General features: G+C 40.2%; 20 protein-coding genes and 1 pseudogene. 12 read left to right on the plus strand and 9 right to left on the minus strand.

Going from position 1 to position 21,813, the window contains the following annotated elements; genetic code table 11:
• From HY063_01935 to HY063_01960, 6 genes and pseudogenes are all read right to left on the minus strand, one after another.
• A partial coding sequence (locus HY063_01935) for an aminotransferase class V-fold PLP-dependent enzyme (GenBank protein ID MBI3500527.1) occupies positions 1-519 on the minus strand: 519 nt, incomplete at its 3' end.
• Positions 516-1,844 (minus strand): Fe-S cluster assembly protein SufD, encoded by a 1,329-nt coding sequence (gene sufD / locus HY063_01940; GenBank protein ID MBI3500528.1) that lies wholly within the window; start codon positions 1,842-1,844, stop codon positions 516-518. The genes sufD and HY063_01935, both read right to left, overlap by 4 nt.
• A 2-nt stretch (positions 1,845-1,846) precedes the next feature.
• Entirely contained in the window at positions 1,847-2,599 is a 753-nt protein-coding gene (gene sufC / locus HY063_01945) for a Fe-S cluster assembly ATPase SufC (GenBank protein MBI3500529.1), read from the minus strand.
• 17 nt (positions 2,600-2,616) lie between these two features.
• Positions 2,617-4,022: pseudogene (gene sufB, locus HY063_01950) on the minus strand (Fe-S cluster assembly protein SufB).
• 130 nt (positions 4,023-4,152) lie between these two features.
• Positions 4,153-4,479 (minus strand): iron-sulfur cluster assembly accessory protein, encoded by a 327-nt coding sequence (locus HY063_01955; protein ID MBI3500530.1) that lies wholly within the window; start codon positions 4,477-4,479, stop codon positions 4,153-4,155.
• 71 nt (positions 4,480-4,550) lie between these two features.
• Positions 4,551-6,098 carry a hypothetical protein gene (locus HY063_01960; GenBank protein MBI3500531.1) on the minus strand — a complete coding sequence of 516 codons (1,548 nt, stop codon included), beginning with the start codon at positions 6,096-6,098 and terminating at the stop codon, positions 4,551-4,553.
• A gap of 380 nt (positions 6,099-6,478) precedes the next feature.
• Between HY063_01960 and HY063_01965 the strand changes: the two genes are divergently transcribed.
• The 8 genes from HY063_01965 (at position 6,479) to pyk (ending at position 15,644) form a co-directional block, all read left to right on the plus strand.
• Entirely contained in the window at positions 6,479-9,055 is a 2,577-nt protein-coding gene (locus tag HY063_01965; protein MBI3500532.1) for a T9SS type A sorting domain-containing protein, read from the plus strand.
• Positions 9,056-9,112: 57 nt separating this feature from the next.
• The gene (locus tag HY063_01970; protein MBI3500533.1) at positions 9,113-10,294 is read left to right on the plus strand and encodes a hypothetical protein; all 1,182 of its coding nucleotides are present in this window, start codon (positions 9,113-9,115) and stop codon (positions 10,292-10,294) included.
• Positions 10,291-10,785, plus strand: a complete 495-nt coding sequence (locus HY063_01975; GenBank protein MBI3500534.1) for a gliding motility lipoprotein GldH — start codon at positions 10,291-10,293, stop codon at positions 10,783-10,785. The genes HY063_01970 and HY063_01975 overlap by 4 nt, the downstream gene beginning before the upstream one ends.
• A gap of 71 nt (positions 10,786-10,856) precedes the next feature.
• Positions 10,857-12,242, plus strand: a complete 1,386-nt coding sequence (locus HY063_01980; protein MBI3500535.1) for an iron-sulfur cluster-binding protein — start codon at positions 10,857-10,859, stop codon at positions 12,240-12,242.
• 93 nt (positions 12,243-12,335) lie between these two features.
• Positions 12,336-13,304 (plus strand): tryptophan--tRNA ligase, encoded by a 969-nt coding sequence (gene trpS, locus HY063_01985; protein MBI3500536.1) that lies wholly within the window; start codon positions 12,336-12,338, stop codon positions 13,302-13,304.
• A 73-nt stretch (positions 13,305-13,377) separates the two neighbouring features.
• Positions 13,378-13,683 carry a GIY-YIG nuclease family protein gene (locus HY063_01990; GenBank protein MBI3500537.1) on the plus strand — a complete coding sequence of 102 codons (306 nt, stop codon included), beginning with the start codon at positions 13,378-13,380 and terminating at the stop codon, positions 13,681-13,683.
• Between the two features lie 106 nt (positions 13,684-13,789).
• Positions 13,790-14,212 (plus strand): IPExxxVDY family protein, encoded by a 423-nt coding sequence (locus tag HY063_01995; protein ID MBI3500538.1) that lies wholly within the window; start codon positions 13,790-13,792, stop codon positions 14,210-14,212.
• Between the two features lie 4 nt (positions 14,213-14,216).
• Positions 14,217-15,644 carry a pyruvate kinase gene (gene pyk / locus HY063_02000; GenBank protein MBI3500539.1) on the plus strand — a complete coding sequence of 476 codons (1,428 nt, stop codon included), beginning with the start codon at positions 14,217-14,219 and terminating at the stop codon, positions 15,642-15,644.
• Between the two features lie 87 nt (positions 15,645-15,731).
• Here the strand turns inward: pyk and HY063_02005 are convergent, their stop codons facing one another.
• The 3 genes from HY063_02005 to HY063_02015 all read right to left on the minus strand — a co-directional run bounded on the left by HY063_02005 (position 15,732) and on the right by HY063_02015 (position 18,899).
• Positions 15,732-16,031, minus strand: a complete 300-nt coding sequence (locus HY063_02005; GenBank protein ID MBI3500540.1) for a hypothetical protein — start codon at positions 16,029-16,031, stop codon at positions 15,732-15,734.
• Between the two features lie 104 nt (positions 16,032-16,135).
• Positions 16,136-17,512, minus strand: coding sequence for a tRNA lysidine(34) synthetase TilS (gene tilS, locus HY063_02010; protein ID MBI3500541.1), 1,377 nt, complete (start codon positions 17,510-17,512; stop codon positions 16,136-16,138).
• Positions 17,513-17,591: 79 nt separating this feature from the next.
• Positions 17,592-18,899, minus strand: a complete 1,308-nt coding sequence (locus HY063_02015; GenBank protein MBI3500542.1) for an anthranilate synthase component I family protein — start codon at positions 18,897-18,899, stop codon at positions 17,592-17,594.
• Between the two features lie 253 nt (positions 18,900-19,152).
• Here HY063_02015 and HY063_02020 point away from each other — a divergent pair, with 253 nt between their 5' ends.
• From HY063_02020 to HY063_02035, 4 genes are all read left to right on the plus strand, one after another.
• A complete protein-coding gene (locus tag HY063_02020) occupies positions 19,153-20,466 on the plus strand; it encodes a hypothetical protein (GenBank protein MBI3500543.1) in 1,314 nt (437 codons plus the stop codon).
• A gap of 9 nt (positions 20,467-20,475) precedes the next feature.
• Positions 20,476-21,057 (plus strand): Uma2 family endonuclease, encoded by a 582-nt coding sequence (locus HY063_02025; GenBank protein MBI3500544.1) that lies wholly within the window; start codon positions 20,476-20,478, stop codon positions 21,055-21,057.
• A gap of 127 nt (positions 21,058-21,184) precedes the next feature.
• Positions 21,185-21,403: a hypothetical protein gene (locus HY063_02030; protein MBI3500545.1), complete on the plus strand. Its 219-nt coding sequence runs from the start codon at positions 21,185-21,187 to the stop codon at positions 21,401-21,403.
• A gap of 6 nt (positions 21,404-21,409) precedes the next feature.
• Complete coding sequence (locus HY063_02035) at positions 21,410-21,694, plus strand: type II toxin-antitoxin system RelE/ParE family toxin (protein MBI3500546.1); 285 nt, start codon at positions 21,410-21,412, stop codon at positions 21,692-21,694.
• Positions 21,695-21,813 lie beyond the last annotated feature (119 nt).

Raw genomic sequence — 21,813 nt, forward strand, 5'->3', positions numbered from 1 at the left:
TTTTGTTTTTTCACTCAACAATTTTTTGAACTCATCTATTCTTAATTCTCCCGCATCATTTATTGGGATTACTTTTAGTACCGCGCCTTTTTCTTCACATAGTGTTTGCCAAGGAAGGATGTTACTATGGTGTTCCATTTCTGAAACAATTATTTCATCCCCTGTCTTCACCAACTTTTTTCCAAAAGCAGTTGCCGCGAGATTTATTGATTCTGTTGTTCCGCGCGTAAAAATTATTTCGTTGGGAGATTTTGCGTTAATGTGTTTCTGAATGGTTATGCGCGCATTCTCGTATTGCTCCGTTGCATCCTGGCTCATGCGGTGAACCCCTCGGTGAATGTTTGCGTTCTGCTCTGAGTAATATTTTACAATCGCATCAATTACCTGTCTGGGTTTTTGCGTAGTCGCTCCATTGTCGAAATATATCAATGGCTTTCCGTTCACCGTACGGGAAAGAATCGGAAAATCTTTTCGGATTTTCTGAACGTCAAGCGCGATATTTTTTTCTTTCGTTATCATTTCTCTAATTTACTATTGACTAATTCCTCAAGATAATTTTTCAGCGATTCAATTTGTATTGTGTTCAAAATATCATTCGCGAAAGCATTCAGCAGCAAACGCCTTGCACTTGCTTCGCCCAATCCTCGCGAACGCAGATAGAACAAAGCATCCTCATCTATTTTTCCGGTTGATGAGCCGTGCGAACATTTCACGTCATCGGCATAAATTTCCAGTTCTGGTTTGGTGTTGATTGTCGCATCATCGGTCAGCAGAATATTTTTTGAACTCTGGTAAGCATTTGTTTTTTGTGCATCGCGTTCCACAAAAATTTTTCCGTTGAAGACACCTGTGGATTTTCCATCGAGGATTCCTTTGTATAACTGGTTGCTTTGGCAATGTGCTTTGCCGTGATACACGCGCGTATGGTTATCCACAAACTGGGAATCCAATGTAATGAACAAACCATTCAGATGCGTTTCGCAATTCTCGCCTTCAATGGAAATGTTCAACGTATTGCGCACCCAGTTGCTGTCAAGCGTAATAGTATTCGTGTCGAAATGCGAATTTTTTTTCTGAACTACTTGCGTGTTGTGCAGCTGAAACACACTTGAATTCTCATTCTGGATTTTGTAGTAATTCAGTTTGGCATCCTCTTCCGCAAAAACTTCCGCCACAGAATTTACAATCACACGCTTATTCACGTTCAAGGAAATGCTATGCTCAATGATATGTGCTTCAGAGTTTTTTTCTGCGATGATTAAGTGCCTCGGGCTTGCCAGCAATTCATTTTCTCCGGTGCAGATGTGAATGATTTCTATTGTTTTTTCTAAAATAATGTTTGCCGGCAAATAAATAAATGCACCGTCAAACCACAATGCAGTATTCAACGCTACAAATGCATCAGAGTTATTTTCAAGTGATGAACCCAAATATTTTTCCAATAAAGCTCTATGCAGAAACAAACCGTCATTCGCCATACTTCCCACCACAACTCCTTTTGGAAGAGTTGCGCTCAATGTAGAGTCCTTATATAACCATCCATTTACAAAAACTAGTTTGACGGAATTCTTGTCAACGGAAATTTTAATATAGTCAAGAGCGAGGTTGTGGACATCATTATGAACTGCAGAAAATGTTCCCGCAAAAAATTTTCTTACATCCGTATATTTATATTCCTCGTTCTTTCTCGTGGGAATTCCTGCATTCAGGAATTTTTCAAACGATTCTTTTCTTTTTTCTTTCAGCCAATCGGGTTCTGCAGAAAAAGTTTTTCCAAGAAGGAATTGAAATTCTTCTTCGAGTTGTAACGGAATTATTTTTTTATTTTCTATTATCGCTACCATCTTTATGCGACTGCCACTTTTTTAATCCAGTCGTAACCTTTTTCTTCCAGTTCCATCGCCAGTTCTTTGCCTCCTGATTTCACAATTTTCCCCTCGTAAAGTATATGCACAAAATCAGGAACAATATAATTTAGCAAACGCTGGTAGTGTGTAATCACCACAAACGAACGCTCTTTCGAACGAAGTTTGTTCACGCCATTTGCCACAATGCGAAGTGCGTCAATGTCAAGCCCGCTGTCCGTTTCATCCATAATCGCAAGCGTTGGTTCCAGCATCGCCATCTGAAAAATTTCGTTGCGTTTTTTTTCTCCTCCTGAAAATCCTTCGTTCACCGAGCGGTTGGCAAGGTTGCCTGTGATCTCCACGAGCGCCTGTTTTTCTTTCACCATCTTCAGAAAATCTTTCGCGTCAATAGGAGAAAGATTTTTGTGTGCGCGGATTTCATTAATCGCTGTCTTCAGAAAATTAATGTTGCTCACACCGGGAATTTCCACTGGATACTGAAACGCAAGAAACAATCCTTCGCGCGCTCGGTCTTCAGACGACATCTCTAAAATATTTTTTCCTTTGAAAATCACTTCGCCTTCAGTAACCTCATACTCTTTTTTCCCAGCGAGCACACTCGAAAGCGTGCTTTTGCCGGAACCGTTCGGCCCCATGATGGCATGCACTTCCCCTGCCTTCACTTCAAGATTTATTCCCTGCAGAATTTCTTTTCCCGGAATTCCCGCATGTAAATTTTTTATTGATAACATGTTTTTTTGATTTTTTATTATCCTACACTTCCCTCTAAACTTACCGCTAAAAGTTTTTGTGCTTCTACAGCGAATTCCATCGGCAATTGATTTAAAACTTCACGGCAATATCCGTTCACGATGAGTGCCACTGCTTTTTCATTGTCAATTCCTCGCTGGTTGCAGTAAAAAATCTGGTCTTCCCCGATTTTACTTGTAGTGGCTTCGTGTTCGACTATTGCGGATTTATCTTTTATCTCTATATAGGGAAATGTATGCGCCCCGCATTTATCGCCCATCAGCAAGCTGTCGCACTGCGAAAAATTCCGTGCGTTGCTTGCGCCTTTCGCGACCCGCACCAATCCGCGATAAGAGTTATTACTTTTCCCTGCAGAAATTCCCTTGCTCACAATCGTACTTCGTGTATTTTTCCCGATGTGCGTCATCTTTGTTCCCGTATCGGCCTGCTGAAAATTATTTGTTACCGCAATAGAATAAAATCCGCCAACGGAATTATCTCCCTTCAGAATTACACTCGGATATTTCCATGTGATTGCTGAACCAGTTTCCACCTGCGTCCAGGATATTTTTGAATTTTCTTCCAGACAAATTCCGCGCTTCGTAACAAAATTATATACGCCTCCTTTTCCTTCTTTATCACCGGGGTACCAGTTCTGCACGGTAGAATATTTTACTTCTCCGTTTTTATGCGCCACGATTTCCACCACGGCAGCATGCAGTTGATTCTCATCGCGGGCGGGGGCAGTGCATCCTTCGAGATAGGAAACGTATGCGCCTTCATCGGCAATAATTAATGTTCTTTCAAATTGTCCGGTGCCTGCAGTGTTAATCCGGAAACATCGGAAAAGACCGCGCTGTTCAGTGACGCGTAAAAATTATCTGTATAAGGAACAACGCTTCCCATATATTTTTTCACGAGTTCGGGATGTTCCTGTACCGCTTCGCTGAACGAGCAGAAAATAATTCCTTTCTCGGCAAGCACTTCCTTGAAAGTTGTCTTCACGGAAACGCTGTCGATCACCGCGTCAATCGCAATGGTGGACTCAACGCCAGTCAAACGTTTTTGTTCCTCAAGGGAAATTCCGAGTTTCTCAAATGTTTTTAAAAGTTCGGGATCCACTTCATCCAAACTTGCAACGGTTGCTTTTTGTTTTGGTGCCGCGTAGTAAATAATGTCTTGGAAATCGATGAGCGGCCATTTCAAATGAGGCCAGTGGCGGGGTTCTTCCATGGTGAGCCAATGACGGAATGCTTTCAACCTCCACTCCAGCATCCACTCGGGCTCGTTTTTCTTTTTCGAAATAAAACGCACAATCTCCTCGCTCAAACCTTTCGGTGCCGAGTCCATTTCAATATTGCTCGACCAACCGTATTTATATTCGGTCGAAATTTGTTTTTCTAATATTTCGTTTTTGTCATTCATTTTCTTTTGTCTGTCATTTCGAGCGAAGTCGAGAAATCTTTTTTATGAGATTCCTCGCTTTCCTCGGAACATGCTTATTTAGATTCATTCCAAACATTTTTTCGGGCAAAAAAATTTTGCCTGGTATTTTTTACACTGCAAAACTTTCTCCACATCCGCAGGTGCGCTGAGCGTTAGGATTTTTGAATTCAAATCCTTTTCCGTTCAGTCCGCCTGAGAAATCCAACTCTGTTCCAACGAGATAGAGAAAACTTTTTTTGTCCACCACTATTTTCATTCCCTTGTCTTCAAAAACCTGATCGCCTTCTTTAATCTGGTTGTCGAATTCCATTTTATAAGAAAGTCCTGAACAGCCACCGCTTTCTACGCCCACACGAATGAACGTGTCTGCAGGTTTGTTCTCTTCCTTAATTAATGCCAGCGCTTTTTGCTTTGCGCTTTCTGAAACTGTTATCATAATTTATTTCCTTTTTATTTCTACACAAAGATACCGAAAAGTAGGTAGATGGCAAAAGAAAAGTTGGAGTCTTATTCTTTCGATTTCTCCTCCACAATCTGCCTGAAATACCGATTCTCCGCCTTGCTCTGCGCCCATGAAACGAAATCGAAAAACTCAAACACAGGCTGTTCAAGAGGATCTTTTTCAAGTGACTTTAAGTCATTGTATAAGGAGCGGTATTGTTCAGCCAAAACTTTTTTCTGTTTCTCTTTCATCAGCCGTTCCACGAATTTCAAAAACACATTTTCGAATTTATACGCACGCTCGCGATGTTTGAGATAGCGGTGCGTAGCGCGGTAGGTATAGGGAATGAGCGATTCATTTTTAAGTTCGATGTGGACAATGAGATTAAAAATTTTAGTGAAGCAGTGAATGTCCTGGTGCTGTTCGATGGATTTATCGTTGAGGATTTTGTTGTTCCAGCGAAGCGCTTGAGAAAACTTTTCAGAGCCGAAACACGCCACGGCAATGCTCGAATAAAAATATGCTTCGCGGAGTTTGTTGATTTTACTTGAGTATTTATCCAATCCGTCCTCGATGACAGGAATTAGTTCCATTGATTTTTCAAAATCACCGAGCGTATTATATAAGGTAATCTCGATGCTGAAAGTGGAAGAGAAAAGTTTTATCTCCATGTCCTTGTTCTTGCGGATGTCGAACGTGTGAGGCACTTCACGAAGTTTTTTCAAGTAGAAAAATGCTTCCTCAAATTTTTTTAATTGGCTGGAGATATAAATGATGTTAGTGAGCACAGAGAAATAAATATTCGGCTCTTCTTCAAAAATGTGTTTGGAATTCTCAATGAGTTCTACGTTTTTCTTCAGATGCTCGTAACTTTTTTTGTAATCACCGATTCCAAAATAATATGCCATGTAGATATGGTGGTAGAGATATTTTGTTTCGGTGGAAAGCGCTTCCGATTCTGTTTTGAGTAGCGTGTTGTCAATTATTTTTTTGAATTGCCGAAGTTCATCTATTGTTCTTGCTTTGCCCTGCTTGTATAAAATCATAAAGAGGTGGCTCTTGATGTTCCAATAGTCATTGAAGTTTTTTATTTTCTCTCCTATGAGTTTGTCTTCTTCAAGAAATTTATTTATGTGTTTTTCTGTTTTGCCAGAGTAGTTGTCTTTCTCAATTAATTTCTTTTCCCAGAGATAAATATCAAGCAAGGCAGAATACTTTTCATACTTCACAGCGATTTTTTTTGCACTTGATAAAACTTTCGCGCATTGGTCGTACAGCGATTTTTTGCAAAGAATTTCTGCGTAATGGATTTCGCGTTTCAGTTCCGCATCAATGGAAGAGCCGGCATGATAAATATCCAATGAACGAAGAATGGATTCATACAATCTTGCTTTAGCTATACTGAATTTCTTGATGAACTTTTCTTTTTTGAATTTCTCCAAAACTTTTGCCTCATCATATTCTTTATGATTTGCAATGGCATCAAACAGTTTCACATAATTGGTGTCGTTCGCATCGTAATGGCGGGAGGAAAAGATTTTGAAATACCGGATCTCCGCTGGTAAGAGCGACCAAATCAGTTTATGCAAATCATCGGAAGCAGTTCTGGACATGTAGCTTTAAATCAGATTAAAGTTTAATATATAAAGTTTAAAGTTCAATAACAAATGTAATAATTATGTTTTGGATATGTATATTAAAACAAGAATTGGTAAATGGTCTTGACTTGTATAATTAAGTCGTTTTATTAAATGTTGAATGTTAGAAGATAATAGGTTAAAACATCAAATATCTAACATCTAATCTCAAACGACTATTTTCTGATTAGTATAACTACTCCTCATTCTGATTTCAAAACCTCCTTTCGCCAACCGATATTTGTTTTACAAAAGAAAAGGAGCCATATAGCCGGCAGACAGGCATCAGGGAACTAAAGGGATGTTGCTTGCTGCCGGTGAGTGCTCCGGAAAAATAAAAATTAAAACTCACTACAATGAAAAAAATAACTCTCATGACTGCAATACAAATAATGTGTTGCTTAACATTTTGCAATGCACAATATGTAACTATTCCCGATACAAAATTTGCCGATTGGCTGAATGCGCATATTCCTGTGGCAATGAACAACAATCAAATGGATACAACTAATTCTGTAGTCACTTCTCTTGCGAGGATTGAAATTGAAAACGATTCTGTTTTTGATTTAACTGGGGTTCAATATTTTTCTTCGCTTATTACTTTGGATTGTGGAAACGGAGTCTATGCATATGCTCCTAACAGATTAAAATTTCTTCCGCCACTACCTCCAACTCTTGATACGTTGATTTGCGGAAGCAATCTTTTGGATAGTTTACCTTATTCTTTGCCGCCTACACTTAGATTTTTAAAATGTTATAATAATCCATTGCATCAGCTTCCTGTTTTGCCAAATGCGCTTACTTATTTAGAATGCTATTCTGATTCACTGAAAAATCTTCCTGCGCTCACGCCAGCACTTTATTTTTTGAATTGCGGATTTAATTCTTTGGATAGTATTCCAACTTTACCGGGCACACTTCAAATATTATATTGTAATTCTGATTCGCTGTACGTGCTTCCCGCGCTTCCTAATTCACTTGTTAGTTTAGATTGCGGAAATAATTTTTTGACATCTCTTCCTTCCTTACCAAGTTCCCTTCAAGGACTTGAATGCAGTAATAATGCGTTAGCAAGTCTTCCTGCTTTACCGTCATCGCTTTATTGGCTTGCTTGTGCACAAAATCAATTAGCTAATTTAACTGCATTGCCCAATTTGCTTTCAGAGCTGGATTGCGGATATAATCCACTGGCAAATCTTCCTGTTTTGCCCGCTTCTCTTTATTGGTTGAGTTGTGAGCAAGATCAGTTATCCATTCTACCTGCATTGCCAAATTCCCTGGCTTATCTTTATTGTGAGAATAATCAATTAACAAATCTTCCTCCGCTTCCGAGTTCATTGGTAGATGTAAGATGTGATTTTAATTTCCTCACCTCACTTCCTGCTTTACCAAACCTTCTCATTTATCTTTCATGCCAGAACAATAATATTCCCTGCTTTCCTCTTTTTCCGAATTCAATTGTTTGGCTAAATATTTATAACAATCCGTTCAACTGCTTGCCAAACTATATTCCGAATATGGATTTAACCACATTGTCATTTCCTCTTTGTTCTCCTGCCAATTCAAACGGATGTCCTCCGGCAGAGGGAATTGTGGGATTTACTTACAAAGACAATAACGGAAATTGCACGATGGACGCGGGAGATGGGGCTTTAATAAATATTCCAGTTCAGTTATATGATAATGCAAATAATTTTCTCGCAAAAACTTTTACTGCAATCAACGGGGTATATGATTTTCCCCAGCCGGCAGGAACGTATACTGCTTCAGTAGATACGGTGGCAATACCTTTTGTCATGTCCCTTTGCGCAAATCCGGGATTGGATTCGGTTGTCACTACAACTTTACTTGATACAAATGTGAATTTTGCTGTTGCCTGCAAGCCTGGATTTGATGTGGGCGTTCAGTCCGCCACAACTGGATGTCAACTGATTTTTCCCGGTTTTCAGCACGAATTATTTATATCAGCAGGCGATATGTCAAAACGATACAATCTTAATTGCGCAACAGGGGTGAGCGGGCAGGTTCAGATTTCTGTAACTGGCAACGTGAATTACATCGGGCCTGCACCGGGAGCTCTTATTCCTTCCGTTTCAGGAAATGTTTTCACTTATTCGATTTCAGATTTTAGTTTGATAAATAACTCTACTGATTTTAATTTGATTTTTCAGACCATGACCAGCGCGCAGGCAGGAGATATAATTTGTGCGAGTGTAAGTGTGTCTCCTACAGCGGGAGATATTGACACGACTAATAATATTTATTCATATTGTTATGTTGTAGAAAATTCTCACGACCCAAATGAAAAAGAAGTTTATCCCAAAACTGTTCCGATTGGTTATCAGGGGTGGTTTACATATACTATTCGTTTTGAAAATACGGGCACTGCACCGGCTATGAATATTCATCTTACGGACACCTTAGATAAAAATTTAGATCCATCTACGCTGCAGGAAATTAATTACAGCCATACGAACACGGCAATAGTAAATGGCAACGTCCTTGCGGTAAATTTTCCAAACATTAACCTTGCGGCTAATGCAACTGGCTTTGTTCAATACAGGATAAAACCCAAACAAACAATTGTAGGAAAATACATTCACAATATGGCATATATTTATTTTGATTACAATGAACCGATTGTAACAAATGACGCGGTGAGTTCTTTTCATGATATTCTACCTACCGGCACGAATGAATTAAAAGAAAATGAAATTTTTATTTTTCCTAATCCAACCTCTGAATTCATTTACTTAAACTATGCGAGAAAAAATCCGCAAGCACAATTTGAAATCCTTGATTTGCTCGGAAGAAAAATTCAAAGCGGAATGCTGCAAACCCGAATAGATGTTTCTTTACTTGAAAGCGGATTTTATATGCTTAAGATAACGGATGGAGATTTCAGGTTCTCAGCCAGTTTCGTAAAAGAATAGTTCTCCAATAATTTTTCTTAGGTTTGTATCTAAAGTTTAAACTCAGGTACAAACCTTATGTCTTGCTCAGGATGTTCAACCGGAAGAGGATGCGGCACTGCCAGCGGTGGTTTGCCGGGCGGATGCCGTAACAATGGCGCGTGCGGAATTGGCGGATGCAACAAACTGAATGTGTTCGACTGGCTGGCGGATGTGCAATTACCCTCTGAGCAAAAACCATTTGACTGCGTTGAAGTGCGTTTCAAAAATTCGCGCAAAGAATTTTTCCGCAACGTAAATAATCTTTCGCTTAAAGTCGGGGATGTGATTGCCACCGAAGCATCGCCTGGTTATGACATAGGAATTATTTCTCTTGCAGGCGAACTCGTGCGCACGCAGATGAAAAAGAAAAATGTAAATCCTGAATCTCAAGAAATAAAAAAAGTATACCGCATTGCAAAGCAGACAGACATTGACAAGTGGAAAGAAGCGCAGGCGCTCGAAGCGCAAACGCAGGTGAGGGCGCGCACAATGGCATTGTTCCTCCGGCTTCAAATGAAAATTTCAGATGTGGAAATTCAAGGCGACAAAAGCAAAGCGATTTTTTATTACACGGCTGAAGGAAGAGTAGATTTCCGCCAGCTGATAAAAGATTATGCGGGCGCATTCAGAATGCGAATTGAAATGAAACAGATTTCTCTCCGCCACGAAGCAGGAAGATTAGGTGGTATTGGAGATTGCGGAAGAGAGCTTTGCTGTTCCACCCGGCTAACAGATTTCCGCGCGGTGAACACAACGGCTGCGCGCTACCAGCAATTGTCCATCAATCCTGTCAAACTCGCAGGGCAGTGCGGAAAATTGAAATGCTGTTTGAATTATGAATTGGATTCTTATCTCGATGCAATAAAAGATTTTCCGAATACAGAAATTCCACTCGAGACGCAGAATGGAAGAGCATTTCACATGAAGACGGATATTTTCAGGCGCACAATCTGGTATGCGCACGAAAATGACAGAAGCGTTTTTGTACCGCTTTCTGTAGAGCGTGTGAAAGAAATTATAGCAATGAACAAAGAAGGAAAAAAACCCGAAGAGTTAAAAAAAGCAGAAGCATTTGTTCCGAAAATAAAAGAACCCGATTATCAGAATGTGGTAGGACAGGATAGCATTTCGCGCTTTGATAAAAATAAAAACCGCGACAGAGACAATAATAGAAACAGAGGAAGGAATAGAAATAACCGCAACAGGAATCGCAGATGAGAAAAAAGTTGGCAGTCGGCAGTCGGCAGTTGGCAATAGTTCTGCTGGTGTTTATGCTTTCTGCTTGTGATTCAAACAGAGTTTTTGAAGACAACACCGATATCCCCGATTATAACTGGGATGTGAAAAATAAAATTTCGTTTGATGTAGATATTCCCGATACTACTTCGCTTTATAATTTATATGTGAACGTGCGCAATGCGAGTCATTATCCGTATGCCAACCTTTACATTTTTGCCACCATCACTTTTCCTAATGGAAAAACAAGAAAAGATACCGTTGAATGTATTCTTGTCGATGAAAACGGGCAATGGAAGGGCGATGGCGCGGGCGATATCTGGGATAATCAAATTCTCTGGATGCCGAAAGTGAAATTCCCTCTGGCTGGAAAATATCATTTCCAGTACGAGCATGCTATGCGCACGGAGCAAGTTCCGTTTATTATGGATGTGGGTTTGCGCGTGGAGAAAGCGAAGAAGAAAGAAAAATAATGTTGATAATTCTTTTCCATTCATAGTCAAGAATAACTTTTCCTCTGTATTTTTGATTTCGATTTTTATTTATGGCAGTTTCCACCGCAGAAAAATTTCTGGATGACGCAGAAAAAAAAGTGTTCGACCCCGAACACCGCAGGAAACTTTTTTTCAATATTTCACAGTATGATAAAAAAGTTGTAGAAGGGAAAAAACAATTTTCTGATTTAGAACTTGCGAAGGAGCGCGCTTCTGCTTTGAAAGCAAAAGCAATTGACAACCTCGATAAATATTTAATTGAGTTTGAAGCGAACTTTATCAGGCGCGGAGGAAAAGTGATTTGGGCGCGCGATGCAGAAGAAGCGAATCAGGAAATTCTGAAAGTGCTCAAGCGCTACAATACAAAAACCGTGGTGAAATCAAAATCCATGGTCACGGAAGAAATTCACATCAACGAAGCGCTGGAGAAAGAAGGAATTGAATCATTGGAAACTGATTTGGGAGAATTCATTGTTCAACTCAGAAAAGAAGCGCCTTATCACATCGTGACTCCCGCCATGCACCTTTCGAAAGAAGATGTGGCAAAAACATTTCACGAGCAAAAAGGAACGCCAGAAGATTTTACTCCTGTGCAAATCACCGCATGGGTTCGGAAATTTCTCCGCGAAAAATATGTTTCTGCCGAAGCGGGAATCACGGGTGGAAATTTTCTCATCGCGGATATTGGAGGAGTTGCACTCACAGAAAACGAAGGCAACGCATGGCTTTCTATGGCGTTTCCAAAAGTTCACATCGCGATTGTCGGAATAGAAAAAATAATTCCTTCGCTTGCGGATATGGAATTATTCTGGTCCTTGCTCGGAACTTTCGGCACGGGACAAAATGTTACGGTGTATAATTCCATTCTCACAGGCCCGAAACAAAACGGAGAAGTTGACGGCCCTGAAGAAATGTATGTGGTTCTTCTCGATAACGGACGAAGCAATGTTCTTGAACAAGTTGAACAGCGAAGAGCATTGCATTGCATTCGTTGCGGTGCATGTTTGAACGGTTGCCCGATTTATCAGGGAGTTGGCGGGCATGCGTATGCTTCTCCTTACAGCGGACCGATTGGTTCTGTGCTCACTCCGCAATTATGGGGAATGAAAGAGTTCAAGCATTTGAGTTATTCATCTTCGCTCTGCGGAAAATGCACCGAAGTTTGCCCGGTGAAAATTGATTTGCATAAATTGCTGTTATATAACAGAAGAGACGCAGTAAAAGAAAAAACTTCTTCTTCCACGGAAAATCTAATGTGGGTTTTCTGGAAGAAGGCGATGATGAAACGTAAAACGATGGAAAAAGGCGGAGCGACTTTGAAAAATTTTATGCTCAACCAGTTTTTCAAAAAGCAATGGGGAAGCCGAAGAGAACTTCCGAAAGTTGCACCGAAATCTTTCAACCAGATTTGGAAAGAATCACATGGAATGAAATAAAAATAATGCGTGTCATTCTGAGCGAAGCGAAGAATCTTCTTCGTCTGGCACAAAAGGAAATTTCTCCCTTTGGTCGAAATGACAGAAAAAACTATGTCTAGAATTTTAACCGGCATAACACCCACAGGAGTTCCGCATCTTGGAAATATTCTCGGAGCGATTGCGCCCGCAATTGAACTTTCCAAAAAGAAAGAAAATGATTCTTTTCTTTTCATTGCTGATTTACATTCTTTAATTTCTGTTAAAGACGCGGCCGTAAGAAGAGACCATACTTATTCAGTTGCCGCAGCATGGCTGGCGTTTGGTTTTGACACTGAGAAAAATACTTTTTACCGTCAGAGCGATGTGCCGGAAGTTTGTGAACTCACCTGGTATCTTTCATGTTTTACTCCTTACCCGATGCTTGCAAATGCACATTCATTCAAAGAAAAATCAGAAAGATTATCAGAAGTGAATGCCGGGCTTTTCACATATCCTGTGCTGATGGCGGCCGATATTATTTTATATAATGCGAATTTTGTTCCCGTGGGCAAAGACCAAAAACAGCATTTGGAAATGGCGCGCGATATGGTAACTGCATTCAATAATTATTACGGAGAAACATTTGTAATGCCCGATGCGCTAATTGATGAGCGCGTGATGGTTGTTCCCGGAACTGACGGACAAAAAATGAGCAAGTCATACGGCAATTACATAAACCCTTTTCTTCCTGAGAAAGAGTTGAAGAAAGTTGTGATGGGCATTGTCACCGATGCAACTCCGCTCGAAGCGCCAAAAAATCCTGACAAGGATAACGTGTTCAAGTTATACGAACTTCTCGGGAACGAATCGCAGACAAAAGAGATGCGGGAAAAGTATTTAAAAGGAGGATATGGTTATGGCCACGCGAAGACAGCATTGTTTGAACTCATCCTGGATAAATTCAAAACCCCGCGCGAGGAATTCAATCGTTACATGAATGATAAAGCCGAACTGGATAAAAAACTTTTGCACGGAGCGGAGAAGGCAAGAAAAATTGCGCGAACGACTTTGAAAAGAGTGCGGGAGAAATTAGGATATTGAATTATTGCGGCTGTCATTTCGAGCAAAGCGAGAAATCTCCTGATGTTGAGCAAAGGCATTATTGAGAAGTAAAATGAGGCAACATAATTATTACGTTTATATTTTAACGAATAAGCATAAAAACGTTCTTTATATAGGAGTGACAAATAATATTATGAAGAGATTGTACGAACACACGGTAGAAAAATCTAAAAAGAATTCATTTGCTGTTAAATATAATTGTGAATATTTGGTTTACTATGAGCACCACATAAGCATTGAACAGGCAATCGCAAGAGAAACAGAAATAAAAAAATGGAGAAGGGAAAAGAAAGATAAATTGATTAATTCATTTAATCCGAAATGGAAGTTCTTAAACGAAGAAATAATGTCATGGTAGAAATTCTCATTTCGAGCGAAAGCAAGAAATCTCCTGATGATATGCAGAATCTTTATCGGGAGATTCCTCACCCGAGGCGGGATTCGGAATGACAGATAAGTAAATTATGGCACCAAAAAAAAAATTACTCATACATAACGACTATGATTTTTTTCTTTTTGGAATCAGTTGCGGAGAAAAGCCCTATCGCTTGTGCTGGGCGCTGAACAATCAACTGAAAGCAACATTTGCAAAAGATAAAGACATGGAAGTGCAGGAGAAAAACCAAACTACCCAGACAAAATTTCCCATGTTTGCTTTTCGAAATGAAGCAATGTTTACGGATTACAGAATCATATTGAACAAAGCCGAAAATAAATTCCTGGTTCCTGAATTCAAGCAGGCAGATTATTTACTCATGGTGCAGGGAAGCATTCCGTCCGTTGAAAAGAATTCCATACTGAAAAAAGTGAAAGACGTTACCTTCGTGCAAACCGCATTCGAGATAGACCCGAAGAAAATTAAATCGAAAGAAAATTTTGTATTCTGAAAAAATGATCAAGCATAACAAAACAAAAATTGTCGCAACGGTCGGTCCTGCTTCTTCATCGGAAACAGTTCTGAAAAGAATGATTGAAGAAGGCGTAGATATTTTCCGCATTAATTTTTCTCACGGCTCGTATGGTGATGTAAAGAAAATAATATCGCACATCCGCGCGCTCAATAAAAAAATGAATACCAATATCGGCATACTTGCCGATTTGCAAGGACCGAAAATCAGAATCGGAAAAGTTAAGAATGATAATGTCCTTCTGAAAGAAGGAAAAGAAGTTGTTTTCACTTCTTACGATGGATTGGGAGATGAAAAACGTTTACACGTTCCTTATGTACATTTCGCAAAAGACGTGGCGGTGGGCGACAGCATTCTGATTAATGACGGAAAGTTTTTGCTGGAAGTAGTTGGGACAAATAAAAAAGATAAAGTAAAAGCAAAAATAATTACAGGCGGAGAACTTTCCTCGAACAAAGGCGTGAATCTTCCCAACACAAAAATTTCTCTGCCGTGCTTAACTGAAAAAGATTTAAAAGATTTAGATTTTGCTTTGGAAAATGATGTGGAGTGGATTGGACTTTCGTTTGTGCGCTCAGTTACGGATGTGGTTGATTTGAAAAAGAAAATAAAAGAGAAACATAAACATGCGCGCGTCATAGCAAAAATCGAAAAACCCGAAGCGCTGAAAGAAATTGACAACATCATTGACCTTGCAGATGGAATCATGGTGGCGCGCGGAGATTTAGGCGTGGAACTTCCGATGGAGCAGGTGCCGATGATTCAGAAAATGCTGGTGGAAAAATGCATCAGCGCCTCAAAGCCCGTCATCATCGCCACACAAATGATGGAAAGCATGATTGAAAATTTTACTCCCACCCGCGCGGAAGTGAACGATGTTGCCAATGCGGTGATGGACGGAGCGGACGCGGTCATGTTAAGCGCAGAAACTTCTGTTGGAAAATATCCCGTAGAAGTTATCATCGCCATGCAGAAAATAATTGAGCGCGTGGAACAGGAAACAAAAATTTATTACCGCGAGCACCCGCCTCTTTTGAAAACCCAAACTTTTATTTCTGATTCTATCTGCTACAACGCCTGCGTAATGGCTCACCAGGCGAATGTTTCCGCAATTGTTACTATGACAAATTCCGGTTACACTGCTTTTAAAATTTCTTCGCATCGTCCGCACGCGAATATTTTTGTATTCACGGATAATCGTACCCTTCTCTCTGCGCTGAGTTTGGTTTGGGGTGTTCGCGGATTTTACTATGATAAATACGAGAGTACCGATAAAACAATGAATGACCTGAAAGATTTTTTGAAACGCGCAGGGCATGTGAAAACCGATGACCTAATCATCAACACCGCAAGCATGCCGTTGATTGAGAAAGGAAGAACGAATATGCTTCGGCTGAGCCACGTGGAATAAAAAAATTAAGCCGCCCGATCCCTCGGACGGCTTATCCCCATGAAAAACCCCCATCTCCCGTGAACCGGGAAAAGGAATTTATCTTTATCAGAGTTTTACCTCGTGAATTCTGTGTATTGGTATTACAATTCCCTGTTTCAAAATTACGCGCTTGTCCGTGAGTCCCCAGATGTGCGTTTCAATCTGACGGATGCATTCGTCATCTTCAAAAATTAATTTTGTCTTCCCCTTGAATGTGTTTCCGAGAACAACTGCGCGTTCGAGCAGAATTTTTCGCTGTTCAATCGCGTCCGAAGACATCAGAACTTCCTCTGTTGGAAAACGGAGTGTGTTGATGTCTTCTTTGTTAATCGGTGAAATAATTGTTGCGGTAGACGTTGGGCTCATGTTTTGTGTTTTCATTTTCTAACGCCAGAATGTTTGAAATGTTTTAAGGATTTAGACGAATAAGGCAAAATCAAAGACGAACGCTGGGATATTTTCGCTTTTCGTCAGGCAACCCGTGCAACCTTGTAAATTTTCTTTGTGCGCGGAGTGATTTTATGGCGCTCGTCAATGCGGTGGCCGATAACCCATACTATATTAGTAGAAGATTCCAGCACCCATGTTTCTTCCTTATTATTGAGCGGGAGTTTAATATCAATAAAAAAGTCGCTGAGTTTCTTTTTCCCTTTCATGCCTAAGGGAAAAAAGAAATCGCCCTGCTTCCATTTGCGGAGCGTTAACGGAAATTCAAGTTTCGCCAAATCAATATAAGCCGTCTGCGGAGATTTGTCTTTCACTTCGGAAATATTTCCATCCATAATTTCCATCTTCAGTTTCAGATTTTCATTCTGAAATTCGGTTTGATTTTTTTTCAGAAGAAACTTTTCTTTGTCCCCCTTCGAAGGGGGTGCTCCGACTTGTCGGAGCGGGGGATGTTCTTGCGCAGGATGTGTTGGTGTCAGAATAAAAAACTCCCTGTCTTTAATCAGCCGATAGGTTGGTGAAAGGAATTTTTTCCCTGCTGTCGTGTACATTCTTTGCGCAATGAGTTCTGTGGTTTCCGGATTGAAATCGTATGCGCGGAGAATTTCATGGAGAACGGTTTCGGCATGACCGCTGTCTTTGAGTTTTTTAATGTTGAGGAGAATATTTTTCCCATCTTCCACAATGATTTCTTTTTTCTTTTCCTCGATAAACTTTTTGAAAATATCTCCCGCTTCTTTGAAGTAAGATAATTCTTTGGTGATGGTTTTTTCAAATCCTTTATTCAACCTTTTCAGAGAAGGAATTAAATGATGGCGGATGGAATTGCGCAAATATTTATCGGTGAAGTTGGAACTGTCTTCCCTCCACTGCAGTTTATTTTCATCCGCATAATCGTGAATCATTTTCTTGTTTGCAAAAAGCAGTGGGCGGATAATATTTCCCTGCTTCACCTGAATACCCTGCAATCCTGCAATTCCTGTTCCGCGCAAAAGATTAATGAAAAATGTTTCGATGGAATCATCCAGATGATGAGCCGTTGCGATGCAATCATATTTTTTATCCTTCGCCAATCGCTTCAGCCATTCATAGCGCAATTCGCGGGCAGACATCTGGATGGAAATTTTTTTTCTCTCCGAATATGCTTTTGTGCTGAATGACTTTTTATGAAATGCAACTTTGTATTTCCCTGCCACTGATTTTACAAACTCCTCATCTTCTTCCGATTCTTCTCCCCGCAATTTAAAATTACAATGCGCAATGCCGAATGAAAATCCCGCTTTGAAAAACAAATCGCACATTACAATAGAATCAACGCCACCGCTTACGGTTAGCAGATAACTACGGGAATTATCTCCCAGTTTTTCTTTCCGGATAAAATTTAAAAATTGTTCCAGCATAAAATGAAATTCCAAAATACAAAACTCAAATTACAAATAATCCCGATAACTATCTGGACAAATAGTCAAATTCAAAACATCAAACCAAAGAGTTCTGGTATTCTTTGGAATTTGTTTTTTCGGATTTGGGATTTTCTGCGCCTAGCGCAGAGAACATTCCTTTCGCTTTCAGCAAACACTCTTCGTATTCTTCTTCGGGAATTGAGTTGGCGGTGATGGCGCCTCCGACCGAGAAGGATAAATAGTTGGAAACGGAATTATAGAGAATACTCCGGATGACAACGTTGAAATCAAAATCTCCTTCAGGTGTAATATAGCCAACCGCTCCGGAATAAAGCCCGCGCTTTGTTTTTTCAAACTTGTCAATCAGTTTCATCGCGCTGAGTTTTGGTGCGCCTGTCATGGAACCCATAGGGAAAGCGTTTTTGATTACACCGGTAAAATGAACTCCGTCTTTCATTTCTCCGCTCACGGTGGAAATCATCTGGTGCCATTGTTTGAACGAATAAATGCCGAAGAGCTCTTCCGTTTTTACATTCTCGCACGTTCTGGACAAATCGTTCCGCACTAAATCCACTATCATCACATTCTCGCTTTTATCTTTTACGCTGTTTGCTAATTTTTCTTTTTGCAGCAAATCTTCTTCAAAAGTTTTTCCCCGCCTTGCAGTTCCCTTAATCGGCTGGGAAATTATTTTCTTTCCTTCCTTCTTTAGAAACCGTTCGGGGCTTGCGCATAGTAAATAATTATTGTTCCTCCTGTAAAATGCAGAGAAAGGCGCTTGCGAAGTTTCATTCAGTTTCAAAAAAACTTCTGCGGGATTTATCTCTGCAGTATCAGAAAAAAATTCCATGCAGTAATTCATTTCGTAAATATCGCCTCGCTGAATGTGTTTTTTAATTCTCGTTATGGTTTGAATGTAATCTTGTTTTGAAATTCTTTGTGAGATTTCAAGGGACAAGGGGCAAGGGACAGGGGGCAAGGAGAAATTCAGAATTTTATAAAACAAATTCTCAATTTCATTTTCCAAAGAAACTTCCGGCAGAAATCCAATTTCAACTTTATTTTTCCTGACAATGAAAACATATTTCGGCTGAAAGAAATGCGCTTCACCTCCTGTATCCATTTGTAAATGGGAAGCCGGATACGATAAAAACCCAAACAACCAGTCCTGTTTTGATTCGTAAAAATTTTTCAGCATATCGAAACAGTTCTCCTTGCAAATAATTTCTTCCGCGCAATCAAGCGCAACAAGCATCTCGGTTTCGCTGCCGTTATATTCATTGCTCTGAAGAACACCCGCGCGCGAAAAACCCGATGCGCAATGCAAAATATTTTCTTTGAAAATGTTTACATCACTTATTTCAAAGTGCAGCCATTTTCTCATTCGGCAAAAGTAAATTAACTTGTTAAAGTATCAATCTGGCGCTGGCTGTTATTGGTACATTAGTATCCATTCGTAATTTAGTAGGTGGCAATCAGCAAAATACATGCCCTGAAACTTTCAACAAGCCCAAAATTCATCGAAGAAATTGCTACATTCGTCTATTATAAACAGGAACTGGTCGAAATGTTTTCTTTACTGCTTGTTATTTACAATATAGTGCTTAAACTTGTAATTGATTGGTAATGTTCTGCACATGAAACAAAAACTATCTGCCACAGGACAGATCCCGACAAAGTCGGGACGCGCAATCATATTTTCTTTTTTTGCTTTACTTGCACTGCTTGCATGGCAAAATAATTCTTATGGGCAGGCAATACTGAAGTTCGGAGGAACAGCAACCTATATTAAACTTTCAAATGGCACAAGCGGAACTCCAATTTATCTTGTTGTTGACAACCCTGCCAACACTGCTATTCAGGGAGCTTCAAGCACTGCAGGATGGATTATTTCAGAAAGCGATTTTAACTATGTGAAATGGGATGCCGGAACAACAGTTGCTTCTTATATAATTCCTTTCGGTTATAACACAAGCGACTATATTCCTTTCACTTTTAATAAAACTTCTGCGGGCAGCGCTAACTTTTATGCCTCTACCTATCATACAGCAGCATCAGACAATTTACCATACGCATATTCTTCACCTACTGCAATATTTCAGGGCACCGGAGGAACCTTTACCAATGATGTGATTGACCGCTGGTGGAGAATCAATGTTTCGGCTGCTGCAACGGCCGATATGACCTTTTCTTATCCTTCAGCCGAAAATACTTTAGCCGCATCAAATACCGATGTTATCAAACCCCAGCGATGGAATGGCACCGGATGGGATGCGCCCGTTGGAGCCGGAAGCAATGCTGTTACAAGTGGTGTGGGAACTGTTAATTCAGGAAGTATATCCAGCTTTTCTCCATGGGTGCTTTCCCGCGCAAGCAATTTTCTTCCTCTCGAATGGCTCTCTCTTTCTACCGGATGCGACAGAGCTGATGTAATTATTAAATGGAGCACCGCCACCGAGCAGAACTCCGATTTTTTTACGGTGGAAAAAAGTTCAGACGGAAATAATTTCACCGCCATTGCCGCTGTGCCCGCGTCAGGCAATTCAAGCACGGTGAAAAATTATTCGGCAGTTGATCGCGATGCGTACGGAACTAATTTTTACCGCGTGCGCGAAACCGATCATGACGGAACTTTTTCCCTCAGCGAAACAGTTGCCGCCAGCGGATGCGCGGGCGATAACGTGAACATTTACGCAGAAGGCGGAAGCATTATGATTGACATTGCCGCGGCTGAAGACGGAAAATATGCCATTGAACTTTTCACCGTGCTGGGGCAGCGGCTGGATGCCGAGCAGCGCACGGTTCTGAAAGGAAACAATCATATTAAACTTATGCCCGAACTTGCCAGCGCGGTTTACTGCGTGAAGGTTTACCCCATTGGAAATTCCTACGGGGTGAGCGGCAACAACAATACAATAACAAAAAAAGTTTTTATACGTTCAACAGAATAAAAACAGAGTATGGAACCCATTGTGCTGAAACATAAAAAAGCCGTTGAGATGACCGATGACGAGTTCGCGCAGTTTTGTGCCGAGAACCGCGATTTGCGAATTGAGCGCAACAGCAATAAAAATATTTTAATCATGAGTCCCACCCATTCTTATACCGGGAAACACAATTCGGAAATTATCCGCCAACTTTCTAACTGGAATCACAAACATAAATCCGGTTATGTTTTTGATTCAAGCACAGGATTCACACTATCCAATAACGCCATGCGCTGCCCCGATGCAGCATGGCTTAAAAAAGAACGGTGGGATGCACTCAGCGAAAAAGAAAAAAAATCATTCGCTCCGCTATGCCCCGATTTTCTCATAGAACTAAAATCAGATACCGACTCGCTTCCCGAACTCAAAAACAAAATGCAGGAATGGCTCGCTCAGGGCTGCCGCCTGGGCTGGCTCATTGATATTGACGCGCAAAAAATTTACATATACAAGCCCGGCACCGAAGTGAAAACCATGAGTGGCTTTGACGGCAAACTTTCAGGCGAAGAGGTATTGAATGGCTTTGAACTTGATTTAACGGAACTAAAATTATAAAGCAACCAAAAACATTTTTATACGTTCAACAATGATACAGATAACTAATCACTACGAATTTACGAATGGGGCTGCTTATTCGCAGATTCGTTTTCATTCGCTATCAGCACAACAATAATCAACGCCAATGAAAACATTAATTGCTCCGCTCAGAAACGAAAAACAAGCAGACCTGTTTCTGAAAATATTTAAAAAGATGGGCGTGAAAGCAAAACTCTACAGCGAAGAAGAAATGGAGGACTTTGCGCTGGCAAAACATGCACAGGAAGCGCTCAATGAAAAAGAAGAACTTCCGGTGGAAGAACTATACGAATACTTGCGCAAACAGGGAGTTGAAATGGACTAAAGCCGGATGAATGTAAAATACAAACCCAAGTTCAGAAAAGACCTTGGGAAAATTAAAGACAAAGAAACACATAAAGCGATATACCGCGCATTAAAGAACATAGAAAAAGCAAACCATGGCTCACAAATTAACAATATAAAGAAACTGAAAAATTATGAAACCCTATACAGAATACGAATTACAATAGATGCAAAAAGGGACTACAGAATGGTAATAAGAATAAAAAACAATAATGTATTGCTTCTGCGGTTCTTGCCGCGCAAAAAAGTATATTCACAAAAACCATATTAACCATAGCAACAAAAAAAGTTTTTATCCGTTGAACAATGGTACAGATAACTAATCACTGCGAATTTACGAATGATAATACAATGGATGTTATTCGAAGATTCGCAACTATTCGCTATCCG

The organism is Bacteroidota bacterium (genome assembly GCA_016195025.1).
Taxonomy (GTDB): domain Bacteria; phylum Bacteroidota; class Bacteroidia; order Palsa-948; family Palsa-948; genus Palsa-948.